This window comes from Paenibacillus agilis, assembly GCF_007786455.1.
GTDB lineage: Bacteria > Bacillota > Bacilli > Paenibacillales > Paenibacillaceae > Paenibacillus_B > Paenibacillus_B agilis.
The window spans coordinates 47153-64910 of the sequence record NZ_VNJK01000009.1 but is presented as its reverse complement, the minus strand read 5'-3'; the positions used below and the strand labels follow the sequence as shown (position 1 = coordinate 64910).

At 44.8% G+C, this 17758-nt stretch carries 17 protein-coding genes; all 17 read right to left on the bottom strand.

From position 1 onward, the window contains the following. Positions 1-514 precede the first annotated feature (514 nt). On the bottom strand, positions 515-2023 hold the full coding sequence (gene lysS, locus FPZ44_RS25865; RefSeq protein WP_144995493.1) for a lysine--tRNA ligase: 1509 nt from the start codon (positions 2021-2023) through the stop codon (positions 515-517). A gap of 265 nt (positions 2024-2288) precedes the next feature. Further along, positions 2289-2765 (bottom strand): transcription elongation factor GreA, encoded by a 477-nt coding sequence (greA, locus tag FPZ44_RS25860; protein ID WP_144995476.1) that lies wholly within the window; start codon positions 2763-2765, stop codon positions 2289-2291. A gap of 288 nt (positions 2766-3053) precedes the next feature. Beyond that, positions 3054-4085 (bottom strand): tRNA dihydrouridine synthase DusB, encoded by a 1032-nt coding sequence (gene dusB, locus FPZ44_RS25855; protein WP_144995474.1) that lies wholly within the window; start codon positions 4083-4085, stop codon positions 3054-3056. 56 nt (positions 4086-4141) lie between these two features. Continuing rightward, positions 4142-4291, bottom strand: coding sequence for a helix-turn-helix domain-containing protein (locus FPZ44_RS25850; protein ID WP_309137909.1), 150 nt, complete (start codon positions 4289-4291; stop codon positions 4142-4144). Beyond that, positions 4288-4851, bottom strand: a complete 564-nt coding sequence (gene folK, locus FPZ44_RS25845) for a 2-amino-4-hydroxy-6-hydroxymethyldihydropteridine diphosphokinase (protein ID WP_144995469.1) — start codon at positions 4849-4851, stop codon at positions 4288-4290. Before folK ends, FPZ44_RS25850 begins: the two co-directional genes overlap by 4 nt. Then, complete coding sequence (gene folB, locus FPZ44_RS25840; protein ID WP_144995491.1) at positions 4852-5229, bottom strand: dihydroneopterin aldolase; 378 nt, start codon at positions 5227-5229, stop codon at positions 4852-4854. 165 nt (positions 5230-5394) lie between these two features. Then, a complete protein-coding gene (folP, locus tag FPZ44_RS25835) occupies positions 5395-6255 on the bottom strand; it encodes a dihydropteroate synthase (RefSeq protein ID WP_144995489.1) in 861 nt (286 codons plus the stop codon). A gap of 35 nt (positions 6256-6290) precedes the next feature. Beyond that, positions 6291-7172 carry an aminotransferase class IV gene (locus FPZ44_RS25830; protein WP_144995467.1) on the bottom strand — a complete coding sequence of 294 codons (882 nt, stop codon included), beginning with the start codon at positions 7170-7172 and terminating at the stop codon, positions 6291-6293. Beyond that, positions 7173-7748, bottom strand: coding sequence for an anthranilate synthase component II (locus tag FPZ44_RS25825; RefSeq protein WP_144995465.1), 576 nt, complete (start codon positions 7746-7748; stop codon positions 7173-7175). A gap of 235 nt (positions 7749-7983) precedes the next feature. Continuing rightward, positions 7984-8922: a cysteine synthase A gene (gene cysK, locus FPZ44_RS25820; protein ID WP_144995463.1), complete on the bottom strand. Its 939-nt coding sequence runs from the start codon at positions 8920-8922 to the stop codon at positions 7984-7986. 172 nt (positions 8923-9094) lie between these two features. Continuing rightward, on the bottom strand, positions 9095-10027 hold the full coding sequence (locus tag FPZ44_RS25815) for a peptidyl-prolyl cis-trans isomerase (RefSeq protein ID WP_144995461.1): 933 nt from the start codon (positions 10025-10027) through the stop codon (positions 9095-9097). A gap of 48 nt (positions 10028-10075) precedes the next feature. Beyond that, the gene (gene hslO, locus FPZ44_RS25810; RefSeq protein ID WP_144995459.1) at positions 10076-10990 is read right to left on the bottom strand and encodes an Hsp33 family molecular chaperone HslO; all 915 of its coding nucleotides are present in this window, start codon (positions 10988-10990) and stop codon (positions 10076-10078) included. A gap of 117 nt (positions 10991-11107) precedes the next feature. Continuing rightward, positions 11108-11878: a type III pantothenate kinase gene (locus FPZ44_RS25805; protein ID WP_144995457.1), complete on the bottom strand. Its 771-nt coding sequence runs from the start codon at positions 11876-11878 to the stop codon at positions 11108-11110. Between the two features lie 4 nt (positions 11879-11882). Further along, positions 11883-12746, bottom strand: coding sequence for a carboxylating nicotinate-nucleotide diphosphorylase (nadC, locus tag FPZ44_RS25800; RefSeq protein WP_144995455.1), 864 nt, complete (start codon positions 12744-12746; stop codon positions 11883-11885). After that, positions 12739-14355, bottom strand: coding sequence for an L-aspartate oxidase (gene nadB, locus FPZ44_RS25795; RefSeq protein ID WP_144995453.1), 1617 nt, complete (start codon positions 14353-14355; stop codon positions 12739-12741). The genes nadC and nadB overlap by 8 nt, the downstream gene beginning before the upstream one ends. Positions 14356-14425: 70 nt before the next feature. Next, positions 14426-15451: a quinolinate synthase NadA gene (gene nadA, locus FPZ44_RS25790; protein WP_418789210.1), complete on the bottom strand. Its 1026-nt coding sequence runs from the start codon at positions 15449-15451 to the stop codon at positions 14426-14428. A 155-nt stretch (positions 15452-15606) separates the two neighbouring features. Further along, the gene (ftsH, locus tag FPZ44_RS25785) at positions 15607-17751 is read right to left on the bottom strand and encodes an ATP-dependent zinc metalloprotease FtsH (RefSeq protein ID WP_261378563.1); all 2145 of its coding nucleotides are present in this window, start codon (positions 17749-17751) and stop codon (positions 15607-15609) included. Between the last annotated feature and the right edge of the window lie 7 nt (positions 17752-17758).

Sequence of the window (17758 nt, the reverse complement as noted above, 5' to 3'; positions counted from 1 at the left end):
CTGAGCCAGGATCAAACTCTCCATAAAAGTGTTTGACTTGCTCATTTGTAATGCTGACGAAATTCATTGCTGAATTTCTTATATCAAACGTTTCACTCGTTGTTCAGTTTTCAAAGAACAATTTAGCTCAGATCACTCATCTTTCGATTCGTTTTCTTTCGCTCTCGTTCGCCGTGTTTCTCAGTGGCGACCTTTATAATATATCATTTTGAAGTTTCGATGTCAACAACTTTTTTTCAAAAACTTCATTGCTTCTTAGCAATTTGTTTTTTAATTTTTGTTACGCACCGAAGCGACTTGATTAATTTATCATATCAGTGCTACTAACGTCAACCTTTCACAACCGTCCATATTAAGGTAAATATACTACAAAGTTAATCTGTGTTCCGATCCTACACAAATGTTAAAGCCCTACTTCTATTTTAGCGATTCAAACTCTAATTAGCACTTAACGATTCTAACACAACATTATAAATAAAAGACCGCGTCTCGACGACGCGGTCTAAACCATTTATTAATTGTTAGAACGATCCCGCATATGCGGGAACAATAGTACATCACGAATGGACGGTGCGTTAGTAAGTAACATAACGAGTCGGTCTATTCCGATACCAAGTCCACCTGTAGGTGGCATACCATACTCCAACGCACGGATGAAATCATCATCCATTTCGTGTGCTTCGTCATTTCCGTGTTCGCGTTCTGTAAGCTGAGCTTCGAAGCGTTGACGTTGATCGATTGGATCATTAAGCTCTGTAAACGCATTTGCGTGTTCACGAGCAACAATGAACAACTCGAAACGATCTGTGAAACGCGGATCTTGATCGTTTTTCTTTGCCAATGGAGAAATCTCCAATGGGTGACCTGTAATAAACGTTGGTTGAATAAGTGTTTCTTCAACAAACTGTTCGAAGAAAGCATTTAGGATGTGGCCGAATGTCCAATGTGGCTCCACATGCACCTTATGCTCTTTCGCTAGTTGATGAGCTTCTTCTGTCGTCATTTGTTTAGAGAAATCTACTCCAACGACCTCTTTAACCGCATCCACCATGGATACACGGCGCCATTGTGGTGTCAAATCAATTTCGTGACCTTGATAGTTCACTTTTGTTGTACCCATTACCTCTTGGGCAATGTGAGCAACCATGTTCTCTGTCAAACTCATGATATCTTTGTAATCAGCATATGCCTCATACAATTCAATCATCGTGAATTCAGGGTTGTGGCGTGTTGAAATACCTTCATTACGATATACACGACCAATTTCATATACCTTTTCCAAACCGCCCACGATAAGACGCTTCAAATGAAGTTCAATCGCGATACGCATGTACAATGTCATATCGAGTGCATTGTGGTGCGTTACGAACGGACGAGCAGCAGCTCCACCTGCAATCGTATGAAGCGTCGGTGTTTCAACTTCCAAGTAGCCAAGTGAATCCAAGTAACGACGCATCGATTGAATAATACGAGAACGTGCAATAAACGTTTGTTGAACGTCTTGGTTCATAATTAGGTCTACATAGCGTTGACGGTAGCGCAGCTCGACGTCTTTAAGGCCATGATATTTCTCAGGCAGTGGATACAAAGACTTCGACAACACTTCCAAATCAAGTACCTTGATGGACGTTTCGCCAGTCTTTGTTTTGAACACAATACCACGAACGCCTACGATATCCCCTAGATCAAGCATATCGAATGCAGTGTATTTATCTGTAGGAACTGTATCTTGACGCGCATAAATTTGAATACGGCCAGACAAGTCTTGAATATGAGAAAAGCTTGCTTTACCCATACCACGCTTCGCCATAATTCGGCCAGCAATACTAACTTCTACTTTAAGTTCTTCTAACTCTTCTTTTGTTGTTTCCGCATATTTGCTCAAAATATCATTTGCCGTATGTGTACGCGTGTACTTCGCACCGAACGGATCGATTCCAAGCTTACGCAGCTCATCCAACTTGTTACGGCGAATCTGTAACAATTCACTTAACTCTACTTCTTGATTAACGACATCCGTCATCATCGTTCACTCCTTACCTGCAGCCTGCCCACTTCACAATGGCCAAGGCTAACTAGTTTAGTCTTATAAATGCATAAGGCGGTAACGGCTTGTCCCTCAAAATAAAGAACAACCGAATACCGCTCTAATGCGTGTCAAAGCCACCAGTTAAGGGAGTAGCTATCAATCTCATATGACAACCACGGAAAAAAGCCCCCTGATGGAAGCTTCTTCACCTCGTTCTCATTCCCTAGCTATAAAACCTCTTAACCGCGGCAACGATTTTTTACAGCTTAATATCTACAATTTTGTATTGAATAACGCCCGCCGGAACACTCACTTCTACGACTGTTCCTTTTTGTTTGCCGAGAATCGCCTTCCCAACCGGGCTTTCGTTTGAAATTTTATTCTTCAACGGATCAGATTCAGCAGTACCTACGATTGTGTACTCCATCGAGTCACCGAACTCCAAGTCTTCTACAATGACAGTAGATCCGATGCTTACTGTATCTGTGTCGATCTCATCATTGTTAATAATGCGCGCATTGCGAAGCATTTTCTCTAATGTAAGAACACGACCTTCGATAAACGCCTGCTCGTTCTTCGCATCTTCATATTCGGAGTTCTCACTAATATCTCCGTACCCGATAGCTACTTTAATCCGTTCTGCCACCTCGCGACGTTTAACGGATTTGAGGTTATCTAGCTCTTCCTCCAGCTTCTTCAGACCGTCCTGAGTCAGAATAACTTGTTTATCGCTCATCTTACCGATTCTCCTGTCATGATCAATATTTTCGCACTCCGACCTACCTAAGGCCCGGTCGTATTGGAGCGGTTACCCGCACATCCATGCGAATCCCTACTCTCATCATATGGCGTCAAGCTATCATGATGACTGCCTTGAACATGGTTGGAACGCGGAAGCATGTCAACCTTTTACACTTCAAGGTATGAGGCGAATTTTCTAATGTTGAATTATATGGGATGGATTAGTAAAAGTCAATGAGCGTAAACACCCATCTGTGTAAACGCTTCATCACGGTGTAACCTACTAATGAACAGCCGAAGGATCTACAGCTGCATTTGGGTTCGCCTGACGGTCAAATACCCCAGCTTTTACTTGTTCGACATATTCACCCAGCATGCGCTCCACTTCGTCACGATGACTCTCTTCCATAATAGCGTCCTTCACACGAGCAGCGCCAGGAAGACCTTTCAGATACCACGCCAAATGCTTACGCATCTCTTTTACAGCAACCTTCTCACCTTTTAGGGCGATAAGGCGGTCCATATGCACCAAAGCAATACGAACTTTCTCTTCTGGCGCAGGATCAGGCAACAGCTCTCCTGATGTCAAGTATTCGATCGTACGATAAAGCATCCATGGATTTCCGAGCGCACCTCGTCCAATCATAACACCATCGCAGCCGGTCGTATCCAACATACGCTTCGCATCTTCTGGCGAGAAGACATCTCCGTTTCCGATGACTGGAATGTTAACCGCTTCTTTTACTTGCTTGATGTAGCTCCAATCCGCCGTTCCAGAGTATAGTTGCTCACGTGTACGTCCATGCACACTTACAGCTTGTCCACCAGCACGTTCAACAGCTTGCGCATTTTCGACTACATAAATGTGGTCATCATCCCAGCCAATACGCATCTTAACCGTTACAGGTTTATCTACAGCATCAACAACGGATGACACCATCTCGTATATTTTATTTGGATCAAGCAACCAACGCGCCCCTGCGTCACACTTTGTAATTTTCGGTACAGGACAGCCCATATTAATATCAATGATATCGGCATTAGAATCCTTATCTACAATTTTCGCTGCTTCAACAAGCGACGCACGGTCGCCTCCAAATATTTGCAAGCTGAGTGGCTTCTCACGGTCGTCAACATACAACATTTCTCGTGTTCGTTCATTACCGTGAACGAGTGCCTTGTCACTGACCATTTCTGCACAGACTAAGCCCGCTCCGAATTCTTTAGCAATTAGACGAAATGCCGGATTGCACACGCCCGCCATCGGGGCAAGCACTACCTGGTTTTTCATTTCGATATCTGCAATTTTTAACACTGTGCTCTCCCTCCTTCCCCTGTCAGCATTCTATGCTGTCTTATCCATTCATTATTTTAGCTGCCAACGAGTTCTTCTACTGTTACGCGCAAAGCTTGCGCAATACGCTGAAGGAGACGATCATCGATTGAGCGATTGCCACGCTCAATCTCACCAATTACCGTGATCGATACATCTGTCATTTCGGCAAGTTCAATTTGCGTCATTCCACGAAGCTTTCGGAACGCACGAATTCGCTTGCTGAATCGATTCGCTTCCACAGCCGAATTCCTTCCTTTCCTTCCATTGTGCCCAAGGCATCATGGACGAATGCGTACAGTTCATCCGAAGAAGTTACAACATCAGCAAGCGGAACTAGTACGAACAACCGCTCACCCATTCGAGGGTGAGGCAAAATAAGTTTCTCAGTTTCCATCTGCACTTCCTGCACAGAAAGCAAATCCAGATCCAGTGTCCGTGGACCCCAACGAATCTCTCGAACTCTTCCTAGCTGTTGTTCAATATCGAGCATGATATCAAGTAGCTGCTCGGGACTTAGTGTAGTCTCTACCGCAGCAACCATATTTAGAAACGCTGGTTGATCAACATAACCAACAGGATCGGTTTCATATAATGAAGAACAATGAAGGACATTCACATCTTCATTTTTGTGAAGAAGGTGGAGTCCCTCGCTTAGCGTATGCTCACGATCTCCGAGATTAGCACCAAGCGCAATAAACGCTTTTACCCAACCTCGATTTGATGAAGAAGTATGCGCTTCGGGCATCTAGCCTTCGCCCCTCTCTACTTCTTCCGCACGTGCACGCACAATCTCCATGGTAACACCTTCGAAGCGAATGTCAAACGGCGGGTTGGGCTTGGTCACACGCACTGTTATTTCCTCAATCCGATCGTACGTATCCAGCAATACCGAAGCAATACGCTCAGCAAGTGCCTCGACTAGCAAATACGATTCTTCCTCCATAATTACGCGAACGGTTTCATGGATAAGCGCGTAATTGATCGATTGTTCCAGATCGTCATAGAGACCCGCTTCCTGCAAACTCATTTGCATGTCCAAATCGACGTACCAGCGTTGTCCTAATTTTCGCTCTTCTTCAAAAACACCATGCTTACCGAAGAAAGACATACGATCCATCTTCATTCGATCTGGACGTATCACTCTTTTACGCGTAGTTGAAGGCAGATTGGACTGCTGGTCGCTTCCTTTATGTAACATGAGATTACGTTCCTCCCTTATCATTCCGAATCTATACTCCACCATTGACGGTTGTTGCTCTCACCATGTTTCACATCTTATTGATTGAATCTAAATCTTAATACTTTCTTTATAAAGCATTGCATCACACATTCGAGCTGTGCGTACCATTTGCTTAACATCATGAACGCGTACCATTTGACAACCTTGAGCAATGCCTAAAGCAACTGTTGCCGCTGTACCCTCTGTTACATCATTAGCAGGAGCTTCTAATACGTTCTGAATGAACCGTTTTCGTGATGTTGCAAGTAGCACTGGATACCCCAAAGCAACCATTTCATCAAGATGATGCATCAATTGCAGATTGTCTTCACCTGTTTTGGCAAACCCCATACCTGGATCAAGCCAAATGTTTTCGCGCTTTACTCCCGCTTCCAGCGCCAACGCAGCACTTTCACGCAAATCCTGCATTACATCCTCTATATAGCTCTCGTAATTTCGTTCCGGTCTATTATGCATTAATATAATCGGGCACTGATAAGCAGCTGCTACGCGCACCATTTCTGGATCTAGCTTGCCGCCCCAAATATCATTCATGATATGTGCACCCGCTTCCAGTGCTTGCCTTGCAACTTCCGCTTTGTACGTATCAACGGAAATAGCAATGTGCGGAAGCTCACGCTTCAGTGCCTCAATAACTGGGATCACACGACGAAGTTCTTCTTCCAACCCAACTGGATCCGAGCCTGGGCGGGTGGATTCCCCACCAACATCCAATATGTCGGCTCCCTCAGCCGCCATGCGATGCGCATGTTCCAGTGCTCGTCCCACATCTGTATAGCTACCACCGTCCGAAAAGGAGTCGGGTGTTACATTTAGTATTCCCATGACTAACGTCCGCTCTGCAAGTGTCAACCCTAACTCGCCCTGCTTACCTAATGCATACTGATGAGTATATATAGTCGGCTTCAGCACAAGCTTCACCCCTTTACTGTCATTCTTGTTGCTTAGCCGCTTGTCGCCATTTGACGATATTGCTCAAGCAGCTTCTTAGTCAACCTACCAATTCTCCCATCCCCAACAACATATCGCTGCTGCTCTGTATCGCATAATAGTGTGACGGGAACCAATTCTTGAATGGAAGTTGTCAGAAATACCTCATCCGCTTCTAATAGATGAGACCAAGTATACGCCCCTTCTTCATATCGAACACCTTGCTGTTCAACCAATGCCAACACAGCAGCTCGAGTAATCCCAGGCAATATTCCTGTTTCAATTGCAGGCGTGTACAACTGCCCTGCTTTGATCCAAAATACATTACTTACAATACCTTCTGCAATATTACATGCAGTGTTCAACATCAGCCCTTCTGCCCCTTGTTGCGCCGAAGGGTACTTACTTAATTCACGCTTTGCAATGATATTGTTCATGTAATGGCCAGATTTTACTCGAATTGCAGTCTCAGGACTGCTACGCCTCGTACTCAACAGCTGTAATGGCTTACCTGTCTCGTATAAAGATTCAGGCAGCTGAGGTAACGGCCTAGCAAATACAATTACTTGTGGATTGGTATAATCCCCAATTGGTAGTCCCTCTCCATGCTCACCTGCACTGATGGTCAAACGAATATATGCCTCCGGCAGTTGATTTGCCTCCATAACCTCTCGAATATGTTGACGCAATTTCTTTTCATCAAGCTGCAATAGGATACCCACTTCATCACAGGCGCTGCATAAACGCTCTAAGTGTCTCTCCCACAGAAATGGCTTACCACCATAAGTCCTTATCGTCTCAAATAAGGTCATGCCGTACAAAAAACCGTGATCCGCTACTGAAATCATGGCTTCGTCTGTCGACTTTAATTCTCCATTCCAACCTATCGTCACCATCTATCTACCCACTCTCCTGCTAAGGAAGTTTTTCAACATATGATGGCCGTGCTCTGTAATAATAGATTCCGGATGGAATTGTACACTTTCTATTGAGTACTCTCTATGACGCATACCCATAATTTCACCTTCGACAGTTTGCGCCGTAATTTCAAGATCATCTGGCAATGAATCAAGCTCTACAATAAGCGAATGATATCTAGTAGCTGTGAAAGGATTTGGAAGTCCTTCAAACACAGAAAGCCCCTCATGATAAATCGGTGAGGTTTTCCCGTGCATCGGTCGTTCCGCACGGATGACACGTCCACCGAATGCTTGTCCAATAGCTTGGTGTCCTAAGCAAACACCCAAAATCGGAATCTGGCCTTTGAAGCGTTCAATGACAGCAAGCGTTATTCCTGCCTCATTCGGTGTACTTGGTCCTGGCGACAGTAAAATATGGTCAGGAGCCAATTGTTCAATTCCTGCGAGATCTATTTCATCATTGCGATAAACGGTAACTTCTTCACCAAGTTCCGATAAATATTGTACGAGATTATACGTAAAGGAATCATAATTATCGATTACGAGTATCACGACGACACCCCCAGCCTATCCTTATCTATACGCCAACATTTTTGATTGCTTAGCGAATACTAATATTTAATGCGATCTCATCGCTGTAGTCAATCATTCTAGCAAGCATTATAAAATAAAGAAGAAAATGTATAATGATGAAAAATCCCTGTTGGATAGACACTCATCATACTCAGTGCCTGCCCAGCAGGGATGTTATCGTAAACGATATATTATAGAATGACGTTAAAATGTATTAGTTCTCGAAGCTGAACAATGGCGTGCTCAAGTAGCGTTCGCCGTTACTTGGAACAACAGCCACGACACGCTTGCCAGCGCCTAACTCTTTAGCGAGCTTCAATGCCGCTAGAATCGCTGCACCAGAGGAAATGCCGCACAAAATGCCCTCTTCCTTAGCTACACGACGAGCAAGCTCGAAAGCATCGTCATTTTCGATAGCAGTTACTTCGTCATAAATATCACGGTCCAAAATATCAGGGATAAAGTTAGCACCGATACCTTGAATCTTATGTGGTCCAGGCTTGCCCCCAGACAAAATAGGAGAAGCTGCAGGCTCTACTGCAACGATACGGATGTCAGGGAAGTTCTTTTTCAATACTTCGCCTGTACCAGAGATTGTACCACCTGTACCAATACCAGCTACAAATCCGTCCAATTTACCATCAAGTGAGTTAATCGCCTCAACGATTTCTGGTCCTGTTGTTTCACGGTGGATCTTTACATTCGCTTGATTCTTAAACTGTTGTGGAATAAAGTAATTAGGATTCTCTGCTGCAAGCTCCTCTGCTTTGCGTACTGCACCATTCATCCCTTCAGATCCAGGAGTCAATACAAGCTCAGCGCCATAAGCACGAAGCAAATTACGACGCTCCAAGCTCATCGTTTCAGGCATAACAAGAATGGCACGATAGCCCTTTGCAGCCGCCACCATTGCGAGACCGATACCTGTATTGCCGCTTGTAGGCTCCACAATCGTATCACCTGGCTTGATGATTCCCTCTTGCTCCGCAACATTAATCATGCTAATCGCGATACGGTCTTTAACGCTAGCACCTGGATTTTGATACTCCAGCTTCACGTAAACTTCAGCACTGCCTTCCGGCACTACACGATTTAAACGTACAAGTGGCGTATCCCCAATCAATTCCGTTACATTGTTCACGATTCTTGCCATAAGTAACCCTCCTACTATGACCATATAATGTTATTTCCGACTAATTCACTTGGTTTTAATTACTAATAATATATCAACGATAACCGTTGATGTCAATAACTTGTTTGTAAAATAAGGAAAAGAGCTCTTATAAGAACGACTGCCGTTTTCTTATAAGAGCTCTTTTCTTGTTCTATGAATGCGCGCCCTTCCATTGCGCAGCGTACTTTTCTCGAAGTTGATTCTCTACCTCTCGTAGAGGAGGTGCCTTTGAAAGAGCCAAGTCACGAGATACCTGCTCTCGTATCGTCATTCGATCCTCAGGTTCAACATCTCTTCTGCCGGACAATAAAATAATGGCATAGCCGTCCTTCACCTTAATTGGCCTCGAATACTCACCGACCTCCATAGCTGCTGCTGCCGCAAGCTCATTGGAATCAATAAATGGATCATCATCCTCAACCCAACCTAGCTTGCCTTCTTGCTCAACTGTGTACGGATCGGTTGATATTTGACCAGCTAGTATGCCGAATGAGATACCCTCACCCAGCCGTTTCAGGGCTTGCTCTGCATCTTCAAATGTATCGACGATTATATGCGACAATTCATAAGCGACAGGATGATACTCTTGACGATTTTCTTTTAGATACTGACTAATCTCTTCTTCTGTTACGCTGATGTCCCGTATTGCAATTTTCTCAAGCAGCAAATTATACGTTGCATCCTCTCGAATCTGTTCAGGCGTCAATCCTAATTGCTCCTGCATGGCTAAATAGTACGCTTCCATACTTTCATAACCTGCCATCTGTTTGCGAATCTCTGCCTCAACTTCCTTGCTCGTTACTTGCACACCAAGTGCTTTCGCCTCCTGATCCACCGCCCGCTTGTTAAGCATTTGCTCCATTACAATTGAGCCATACTGCTTCTTAAGCTCTTTTACCCACTGTGATTCTGTAATCTCGTCGCTGCCAACAGAGGCAACAACCGATGAACCACCGCCTGGAAGACGAATCGGGCCAACATCTGACCGATCAATAAGACGAAACAAGAGCACGCATCCTAGCACAAGCACGCAAGTAAACAACACGATAATACAGCCCCATAAGCTTTTAACTTCCTTTGTCATATGGCAGCTTCCCTGTCCTTGTGAATTGGCTTCTTTATCTCTTACTTCCTAAGTATCTAGTCGCTCAACCAAAGCAGTTAAATCTTCTTTATCAAACTGATATGCCTCATTGCAGAAATGGCAAACGACTTCTGCCTGACCTTCTTCTTCAATAAGCTCGTTCAACTCTTGCTTCCCTAAGCTGATTAATGTCGCCTCTACTCGATCACGGGAACATTGGCAGCGGAACTCAATCGGCAGCGTATCCATGATTTGTACATCATCTACGATCCTGCCAAGCAGCTCTTCAAGCTCAAGCCCTTGATCCAACAACGTCGTCAATGGTGGTAGCGTGCTTAGCGACTTCTCAATCTTCGTAATCTGCTCATCGCTCAATCCAGGTAGCAGCTGTATAATAAATCCGCCTGCATGAAGAACCGTATTGTCGGTATCTACCAGTACGCCTAATCCCACAGCTGATGGCGTTTGCTCAGATGTAGCAAAGTAATACGTAAAGTCTTCACCCAACTCACCTGAAATAATAGGGGAGCTTCCGCGATAAGGCTCTTTAAGACCCAAGTCTTTAGTAATGTGGATGAATCCCTCACGACCAACTGCACCTGCAACATCAAGCTTACCTTCACTGTTGCTTGCAAGATGAACTTGCGGATGCATAGCATAACCGCGTACTTCCCCTTTAGCGTTAGCATCGGCCACAATTTGACCAATCGGGCCATCGCCCTTTACTTGTACTGTCAGCTTTTCATTACCTTTGAGCATAGCTCCCATCATTGCAGCTGCAGTAGCTGTACGACCAAGCGCAGCTGTTGCCGTTGGATAAGTCTCATGACGGCGCTGTAATTCATCGACTAGCTTTGTCGTGCGAACTGCAAATACACGTACCTGTCCTTGCATAGCCATACCACGCACAAGCATATCTGAACGATCTTTTGTTGGTGTTTGTTCTGTAATTACTTCTGTCATTTCAATTGATGCCTCCCGTTCCTACATACACTTAGACGCAAATAAAGCCAATTAGGTTACGCATCTATAAGCTTTCTTTATATTTACTATTTGTTATGTTTGTTATTTATATCGACTTTATTTATTCCGAAGATAAATTAAGCGCAGCCCTTCCAACGTTAACAGCGGATCTGTTTTCTCGATGGATTTGGACTCACTCGCTATCATCTCAGCTAACCCGCCAGTTGCAATCACAAGCGGCTTCGTGCCAAGCTCTTCTTCAATACGACCTATAATACCATCAACCTGTCCAGCATAACCAAAAATAATACCCGCCTGCATTGAGTGCACCGTATTTCTTCCAATGACAGACTTAGGCTTCGTCAACTCGATACGAGGCAGCTTGGCCGCACGTTGATAAAGCGCCTCTGTTGAGATTCCAATACCGGGCAGAATGGCCCCACCCAGATAGCTGCCCTGCTCATCAATCACATCAAAAGTTGTTGCTGTACCAAAGTCAACAACTACAAGTGGCCCATGTCCACCATATTGGTCAATCGCAGCAACTGCATTCACGATGCGATCTGCGCCTACTTCTTTCGGATTCTCATAGCGTATGTTCAATCCGGTCTTGACACCAGGACCTACAACAAGCGGCGTGTACTTCAAATATTTCGTGCACATTTCCTCAATCGTACGCATAATAGGCGGAACAACAGATGATATGATTACCCCATGGAGATCGCTAATAGCCACTCCCGCCATCGAGAACAAATTGTGGATCATAACACCATACTCATCTGAAGTGGCTTGACGATTAGTCGATAAGCGCCAATGATGGAGCAGCGTGCTCTCTTCATACACACCTAGTACTATGTTGGTATTGCCTATATCGACGACCAATATCACAACGTTAACCTTCTTTCTGTTCATTCAAATCAAGACTTATATCCAAAGCATGGAACGAATACGTAAGTGCACCTACTGAAATAATATCTACGCCAGTTAGTGCCTTATCACGAATTGTATCCAGATTCACTCCCCCAGATGCCTCAATTAATATATGAGGAGAATGGGATCGGATAATTTGGACTGCTTCACGCATCTGTTCAAGCTGCATATTGTCGAGCATAATAATATCAGCCTGTGCTTCCAGTGCTTCCTGTACTTGCACCAATGATTCTGTCTCTACTTCCACTTTCATCGTGTAAGGGATTTGCTCCTTGGCACGAGTAACCGCCTCGCGAATGCCGCCAGCACCCTTAATATGATTATCCTTGATCATGACCGCATCATACAACCCATAACGATGATTTGAGCCGCCGCCAACTCGAACTGCGTACTTTTCCAACGCACGATGACCAGGTGTCGTCTTACGAGTATCAACGAGTCTAACCTCAAGATCAGCTATCGACTGTACATAAGCAGATGTTTTAGTAGCAATGCCAGACAAACGCTGCATCATATTTAATGCTAACCGCTCACCTTGCAAAATACTAGCTGTATTGCCTTCCACCTCAGCCAGTACCGTCCCTTTGGAGATACGATCTCCTTCTTGTACAAGGGCACGAAATTGCAAACTAGGATCAACTACCTCAAATACAGCTTCTGCAACAGGCAAGCCAGCAATGATTCCATCTTCTTTCGCGTGAATGATACCTTTCGATTGATGGCCTTGAGGAATGGTAAACGTAGTCGTTACATCCCCTGTACCAATATCCTCCCGCAACCATGCTGAAATTTGATCACGCAGCATAAGCCGTTCGACATTAAACATGAGCAATTCTCTCCTCTGTTATCCCTTGTTCCCGTTGAACAAGAGTATGCTTCAACCAATGTTCATCCATGCGCTCTGGATAATCCAGCCGATAGTGAGCGCCACGGCTCTCTTGCCGCCACAGTGCACTATCTGTCGTTAGCTTGGCACAAGTAAGCAAATTCGCAAATTCAAAATCTTCTCGTCGCGTTAATCGAGTTTGTAAAAATCCAAACTGACGCTGCAATTCTTCTTGACCTTTGCTAAGGCTTTGTTCATCACGATGCAGTCCAACGTAACGAACCATAACCTTTTGCAGCTTCAACCGACGCTCAACCACAGCCTGAATAGACAGGTCCTTGCGACCATCATCATACTCAAGCTGTGTGTTTAATTCCAACAAGGGATCAAGCGTATCAATACATTCCACGATCCGACGTCCAAATACGATTGCCTCCGACAATGAGTTGCTGGCTAGACGATTAGCACCATGCACGCCTGTAGATGATGCCTCACCACAAGCAAACAATCGCGTTAGATTGGTCTCACCATTTAAATCTGTCTTTACGCCACCCATCGTATAATGAGCAGCCGGTGCAACAGGAATCCAATCACTAGATAAATCGAGCCCATACTGCAGGCATGTTTCATAAATAGTCGGGAAGCGATGCTTTACCATCTCTTCTGATTCATGCGTCATATCTAAGTAGACAAAGGTTGACTTCGTCGCTTCCATCTCACTTACAATAGCTCGCGCCACGATATCCCGCGGGGCCAGCTCCAGCTGAGGGTGGTAGTTACTCATGAAGCGCTCACCCTTAATATTGCGCAAAATGGCTCCCTCACCACGCACAGCTTCCGATACTAGAAAGCGCGGAGCGCTTGGATAACAGAGAGCGGTAGGATGGAATTGAATAAACTCCATATCCTGAATAACTGCACCAGCTCGATAGGCCATCGCAATACCATCTCCAGTAGCAACCTCCGGGTTGGTTGTATAGCGATACATCTGTCCTGCTCCGCCTGTACACAACACCGTGGCTTTCCCAGTTAAGTATAAACGCTCTCCTGTTGGACGCTGAATAAGAGCACCCCGACATTCGCCCTCATGGACCATCAGATCAATCGCAAAATGCTCATCCCATACTTCAATATTCGGGATCGTTCCTACTTTATCAGCAAGTGCACGGACAATTTCATAGCCCGTAGCATCACCTTGGGCATGCAGAATACGACGATGACTATGAGCTCCTTCTTTTGTTAATGCCAGCTCGCCATTTTCAAGATCGAAGGTCGTGCCCATCTTCATGAGCTCTTTCACACCTTCTGGTCCCTCGTGTACAAGTGCGTCTACTGCCCCTTCTACACAAAGACCTGCTCCAGCAAAAATCGTGTCCTGTCGATGATATAATGGCGAATCATCATCTGCAATAACAGCGGCAATGCCACCCTGCGCATAACGCGTATTGCTGTCGAATAGCGATTTCTTCGTAATGAGTGTTACATAATAGTGCTTGCTTGCCAAAATAGCGGTATATAAGCCAGCTATACCAGCTCCGATAATAATAACGTCTGTCTTCACTTCTGGCAGGGTATCTAAGGAGAAATCAACTAAGTAACGCGGTATCATGACCGTTTCACTCCTTCTATTTTATACCTCTACTAACATACGATAGGCTTGAACAGAAGAGTAGCGCATGCTACTTTACCTGTAACATGCGCTCCAATGATAGCCGTGCTTGCTCAGCAACTTGCGGCGGCACATAAATCTGCGGCGCCATGTTCTCCAAACACTTCACTAGCTTCTTTAAATTGTTAACCTTCATATTCGGACATACCAAATACTTTGTAGCAAAGTGGAAAGACTTATGCGGACTATCTTTACGAAGCTGATAACCAGTTCCGTCCTCCGTACCCACAATAAATTCGGTACAATCAGAATCTCTACAATATTCAAGAATAGCTGTCGTACTGCCTACAAAGTCACCCATCGCAACCACTTCAGGGCGGCACTCTGGATGAACGACGAATTGGGCATTCGGATACTGCGCTTTCATCTCCACAACATCTTTGACTGTGAGCATGTCGTGTGTATTGCAATATCCTTCCCAAATAATCATTTCTCGACCTGTCTTCTGCTGTACATAATGACCTAGATTCTTATCAGGTACCCATATAATTTCTTCTGCATCCAACGATTCGATGACTTTCACCGCATTGGAAGAAGTACAGCATATATCTGTCTCCGCCTTTATATCAGCAGATGAATTAATATATGTAACTACCTTAGCATTTGGATGCTGTGCCTTCAACTTGCGAAGACCATCAACATGGACCATATCTGCCATTGGACAGCCAGCACGTTCGTCAGGAATAATGACCGTTTTATTCGGTGCCAGTATTTTGGCGCTCTCCCCCATGAAATGAACACCACAAAATACGATTACTTCCGCATCTGTCTGTGCGGCTTTTTGAGCCAATAAAAAAGAATCCCCACGAAAATCTGCCACTTCTTGAATCTCATCTCGTTGATAATAATGAGCTAAAATAATAGCGTTTCTTTCTTTCTTCAACTGCTCAAGCCGCTCGCGCAGCTCGCGATTCTGCTCTTCTTTGCGCGCTAATGCCAATGCTTCCAATTGCAAGTAGACCCACTCCTTGGCCTTGTCATTAACACTTAATTTACACAACGGTAGTACGTGTGTCAATTCACAAATACAGCTCATGCAATAGCTAATCACCTAATAATTCGCGCTTAATCAACCTCAACCGCCCTGATGCGCCGAAAACTAATTTTTTCTAATTGGACAAATATAAAAAAAATAAGAGCACGCCCCGCAGGGTGTGCTCTTATCAGAATGATCAGCAGACTAAGCCGCTGTTACTTATCTTCATCCTTCTTCTCCACTTCAGGAGTTGAAGAATCATTCGTAGGTGTTGTGTCAGGATTAACGGCTGGTTCTACCTCATTGTCAGGCTTACCAACCAAATTAATCTTCACATCGCTTGCACGAGTCTTATCCGTTGGAGGAAGAATATCCACATGCGGTTCTGCTTTAGATTCCGTTGGTTGCTCCACAGAAGTTGGAGCTTTCTCAGCGTTATCTTCAGATACAACCGTTGTTTCCTTCTTGCTCAGTGTTACGGATGGACCGTTAGATGTTGTTTCCGAATCAGCCAACTTACCAGTGTCGATAAGTTCTTTAATCTGTTCGAAATCAAGCGTCTCTTTCTCAAGAAGCGTCTGTGCGATAAGATGAACTTCACGCTCATGCTTCTTAAGCAAGTTTCTTGCAATATCGTAGCAAGAAGTAATCATAGCTTGCATCTCTTGGTCGATTTGATAAGCAATCGTATCCGAGTAGTTCTGCTCATGTCCAATATCACGACCGAGGAACACTTCGCCTTGACGATTACCGAACTGCATCGGACCAAGCTTATCGCTCATACCGTACTCCATAATCATGCTGCGCACGATGCGAGTTGCTTGTTGGAAGTCACTGTAAGCTCCGGTACCAATCTCGCCGATGAAGATTTCTTCAGCGACACGACCACCAAGAAGACCTGTTACTTTATCCAACAATTCTTGCTTCGTAACGAGCATACGATCTTCCTTCGGAAGCATGATGACGTATCCGCCTGCTTTACCGCGTGGAATAATCGTAACTTTATGAACCATATCAGCATGCTCTAAGAAGTAGCCAATAATCGTATGACCAGCTTCGTGGTACGCCACAATACGCTTCTCACGGTCACTAATCATGCGGCTGCGCTTCTCAGTACCAACGATGACGCGGTCAATTGCTTCATCGATGTCTTGCATAATAATTTCTTTATGGTTCTTACGAGCGGCTAGAAGCGCTGCTTCATTCAACAAGTTCTCAAGGTCTGCACCTGTGAACCCAGTTGTCCGCTTCGCGATTGTGTTCAAGTTAACATCCTTAGCTAATGGCTTGTTGCGTGCATGTACATGCAACACGGATTCACGGCCTTTAACGTCTGGTCGATCTACCGTAATCTGACGGTCAAAACGTCCTGGACGAAGCAAGGCAGGGTCCAAAATGTCAGGGCGGTTCGTTGCTGCAACGATAATAATACCTTCATTAGCACCGAATCCATCCATCTCAACAAGCAATTGGTTAAGTGTCTGTTCACGCTCATCATGACCGCCGCCGACTCCAGCTCCACGCTGGCGACCAACTGCGTCAATCTCATCAATAAAGATGATACATGGTGCATTTTTCTTTGCATTCTCGAACAAATCCCTTACACGGGAAGCACCGACACCGACGAACATTTCGACGAAGTCAGAACCAGAGATGCTGAAGAATGGCACACCTGCTTCACCTGCTACCGCGCGCGCAAGAAGCGTCTTACCCGTTCCGGGAGGACCGTTCAACAGGACACCTTTTGGAATACGCGCTCCAAGTGCTGCAAACTTACGAGGGTCTTTAAGGAACTCAACTACCTCAACAAGCTCCTGCTTCTCTTCATCTGCTCCAGCTACGTCCTCAAACGTAACTTTCTTCTTCTCTTCATTGTACAAACGAGCACGGCTCTTACCAAAGTTCATAACCTTGCCGCCGCCACCTTGGGCTTGATTGAACAAGAAGAAGAACAAGATGAACATAATAATTAACGGAAGGAAGGAAGTTAAGAGCGTTAACCAGATGCTAGGCTCCTTCATCTTCACCCAATCAACCTTGAGATCCTTCTGCGTATCAGTAGCTTTTGTAATCTCTTCCACAGCCGAATCAGTATCCGGTATGTAAGTAACAAATTCCTTGGATTTAGTCCCTGCAGGGGCATCTTTAGGAATGCTCTTATATTTACCGATGACTAGGTTGGATCGACCTTCATATTGAACTTTAAGTTCTTCTATATTACCGGCTGCTAGTTCTTTACGGAACTGGTCGTATCTTGGATTGTGAGCGGCTTCTTTCCCACTGCCTAAAAACTGGGCGATCCCCACTACAACCAGAAAAATAATTAGATAAAAACCAGAGTTCTTGATGAAGCGACTCATCCCCTAC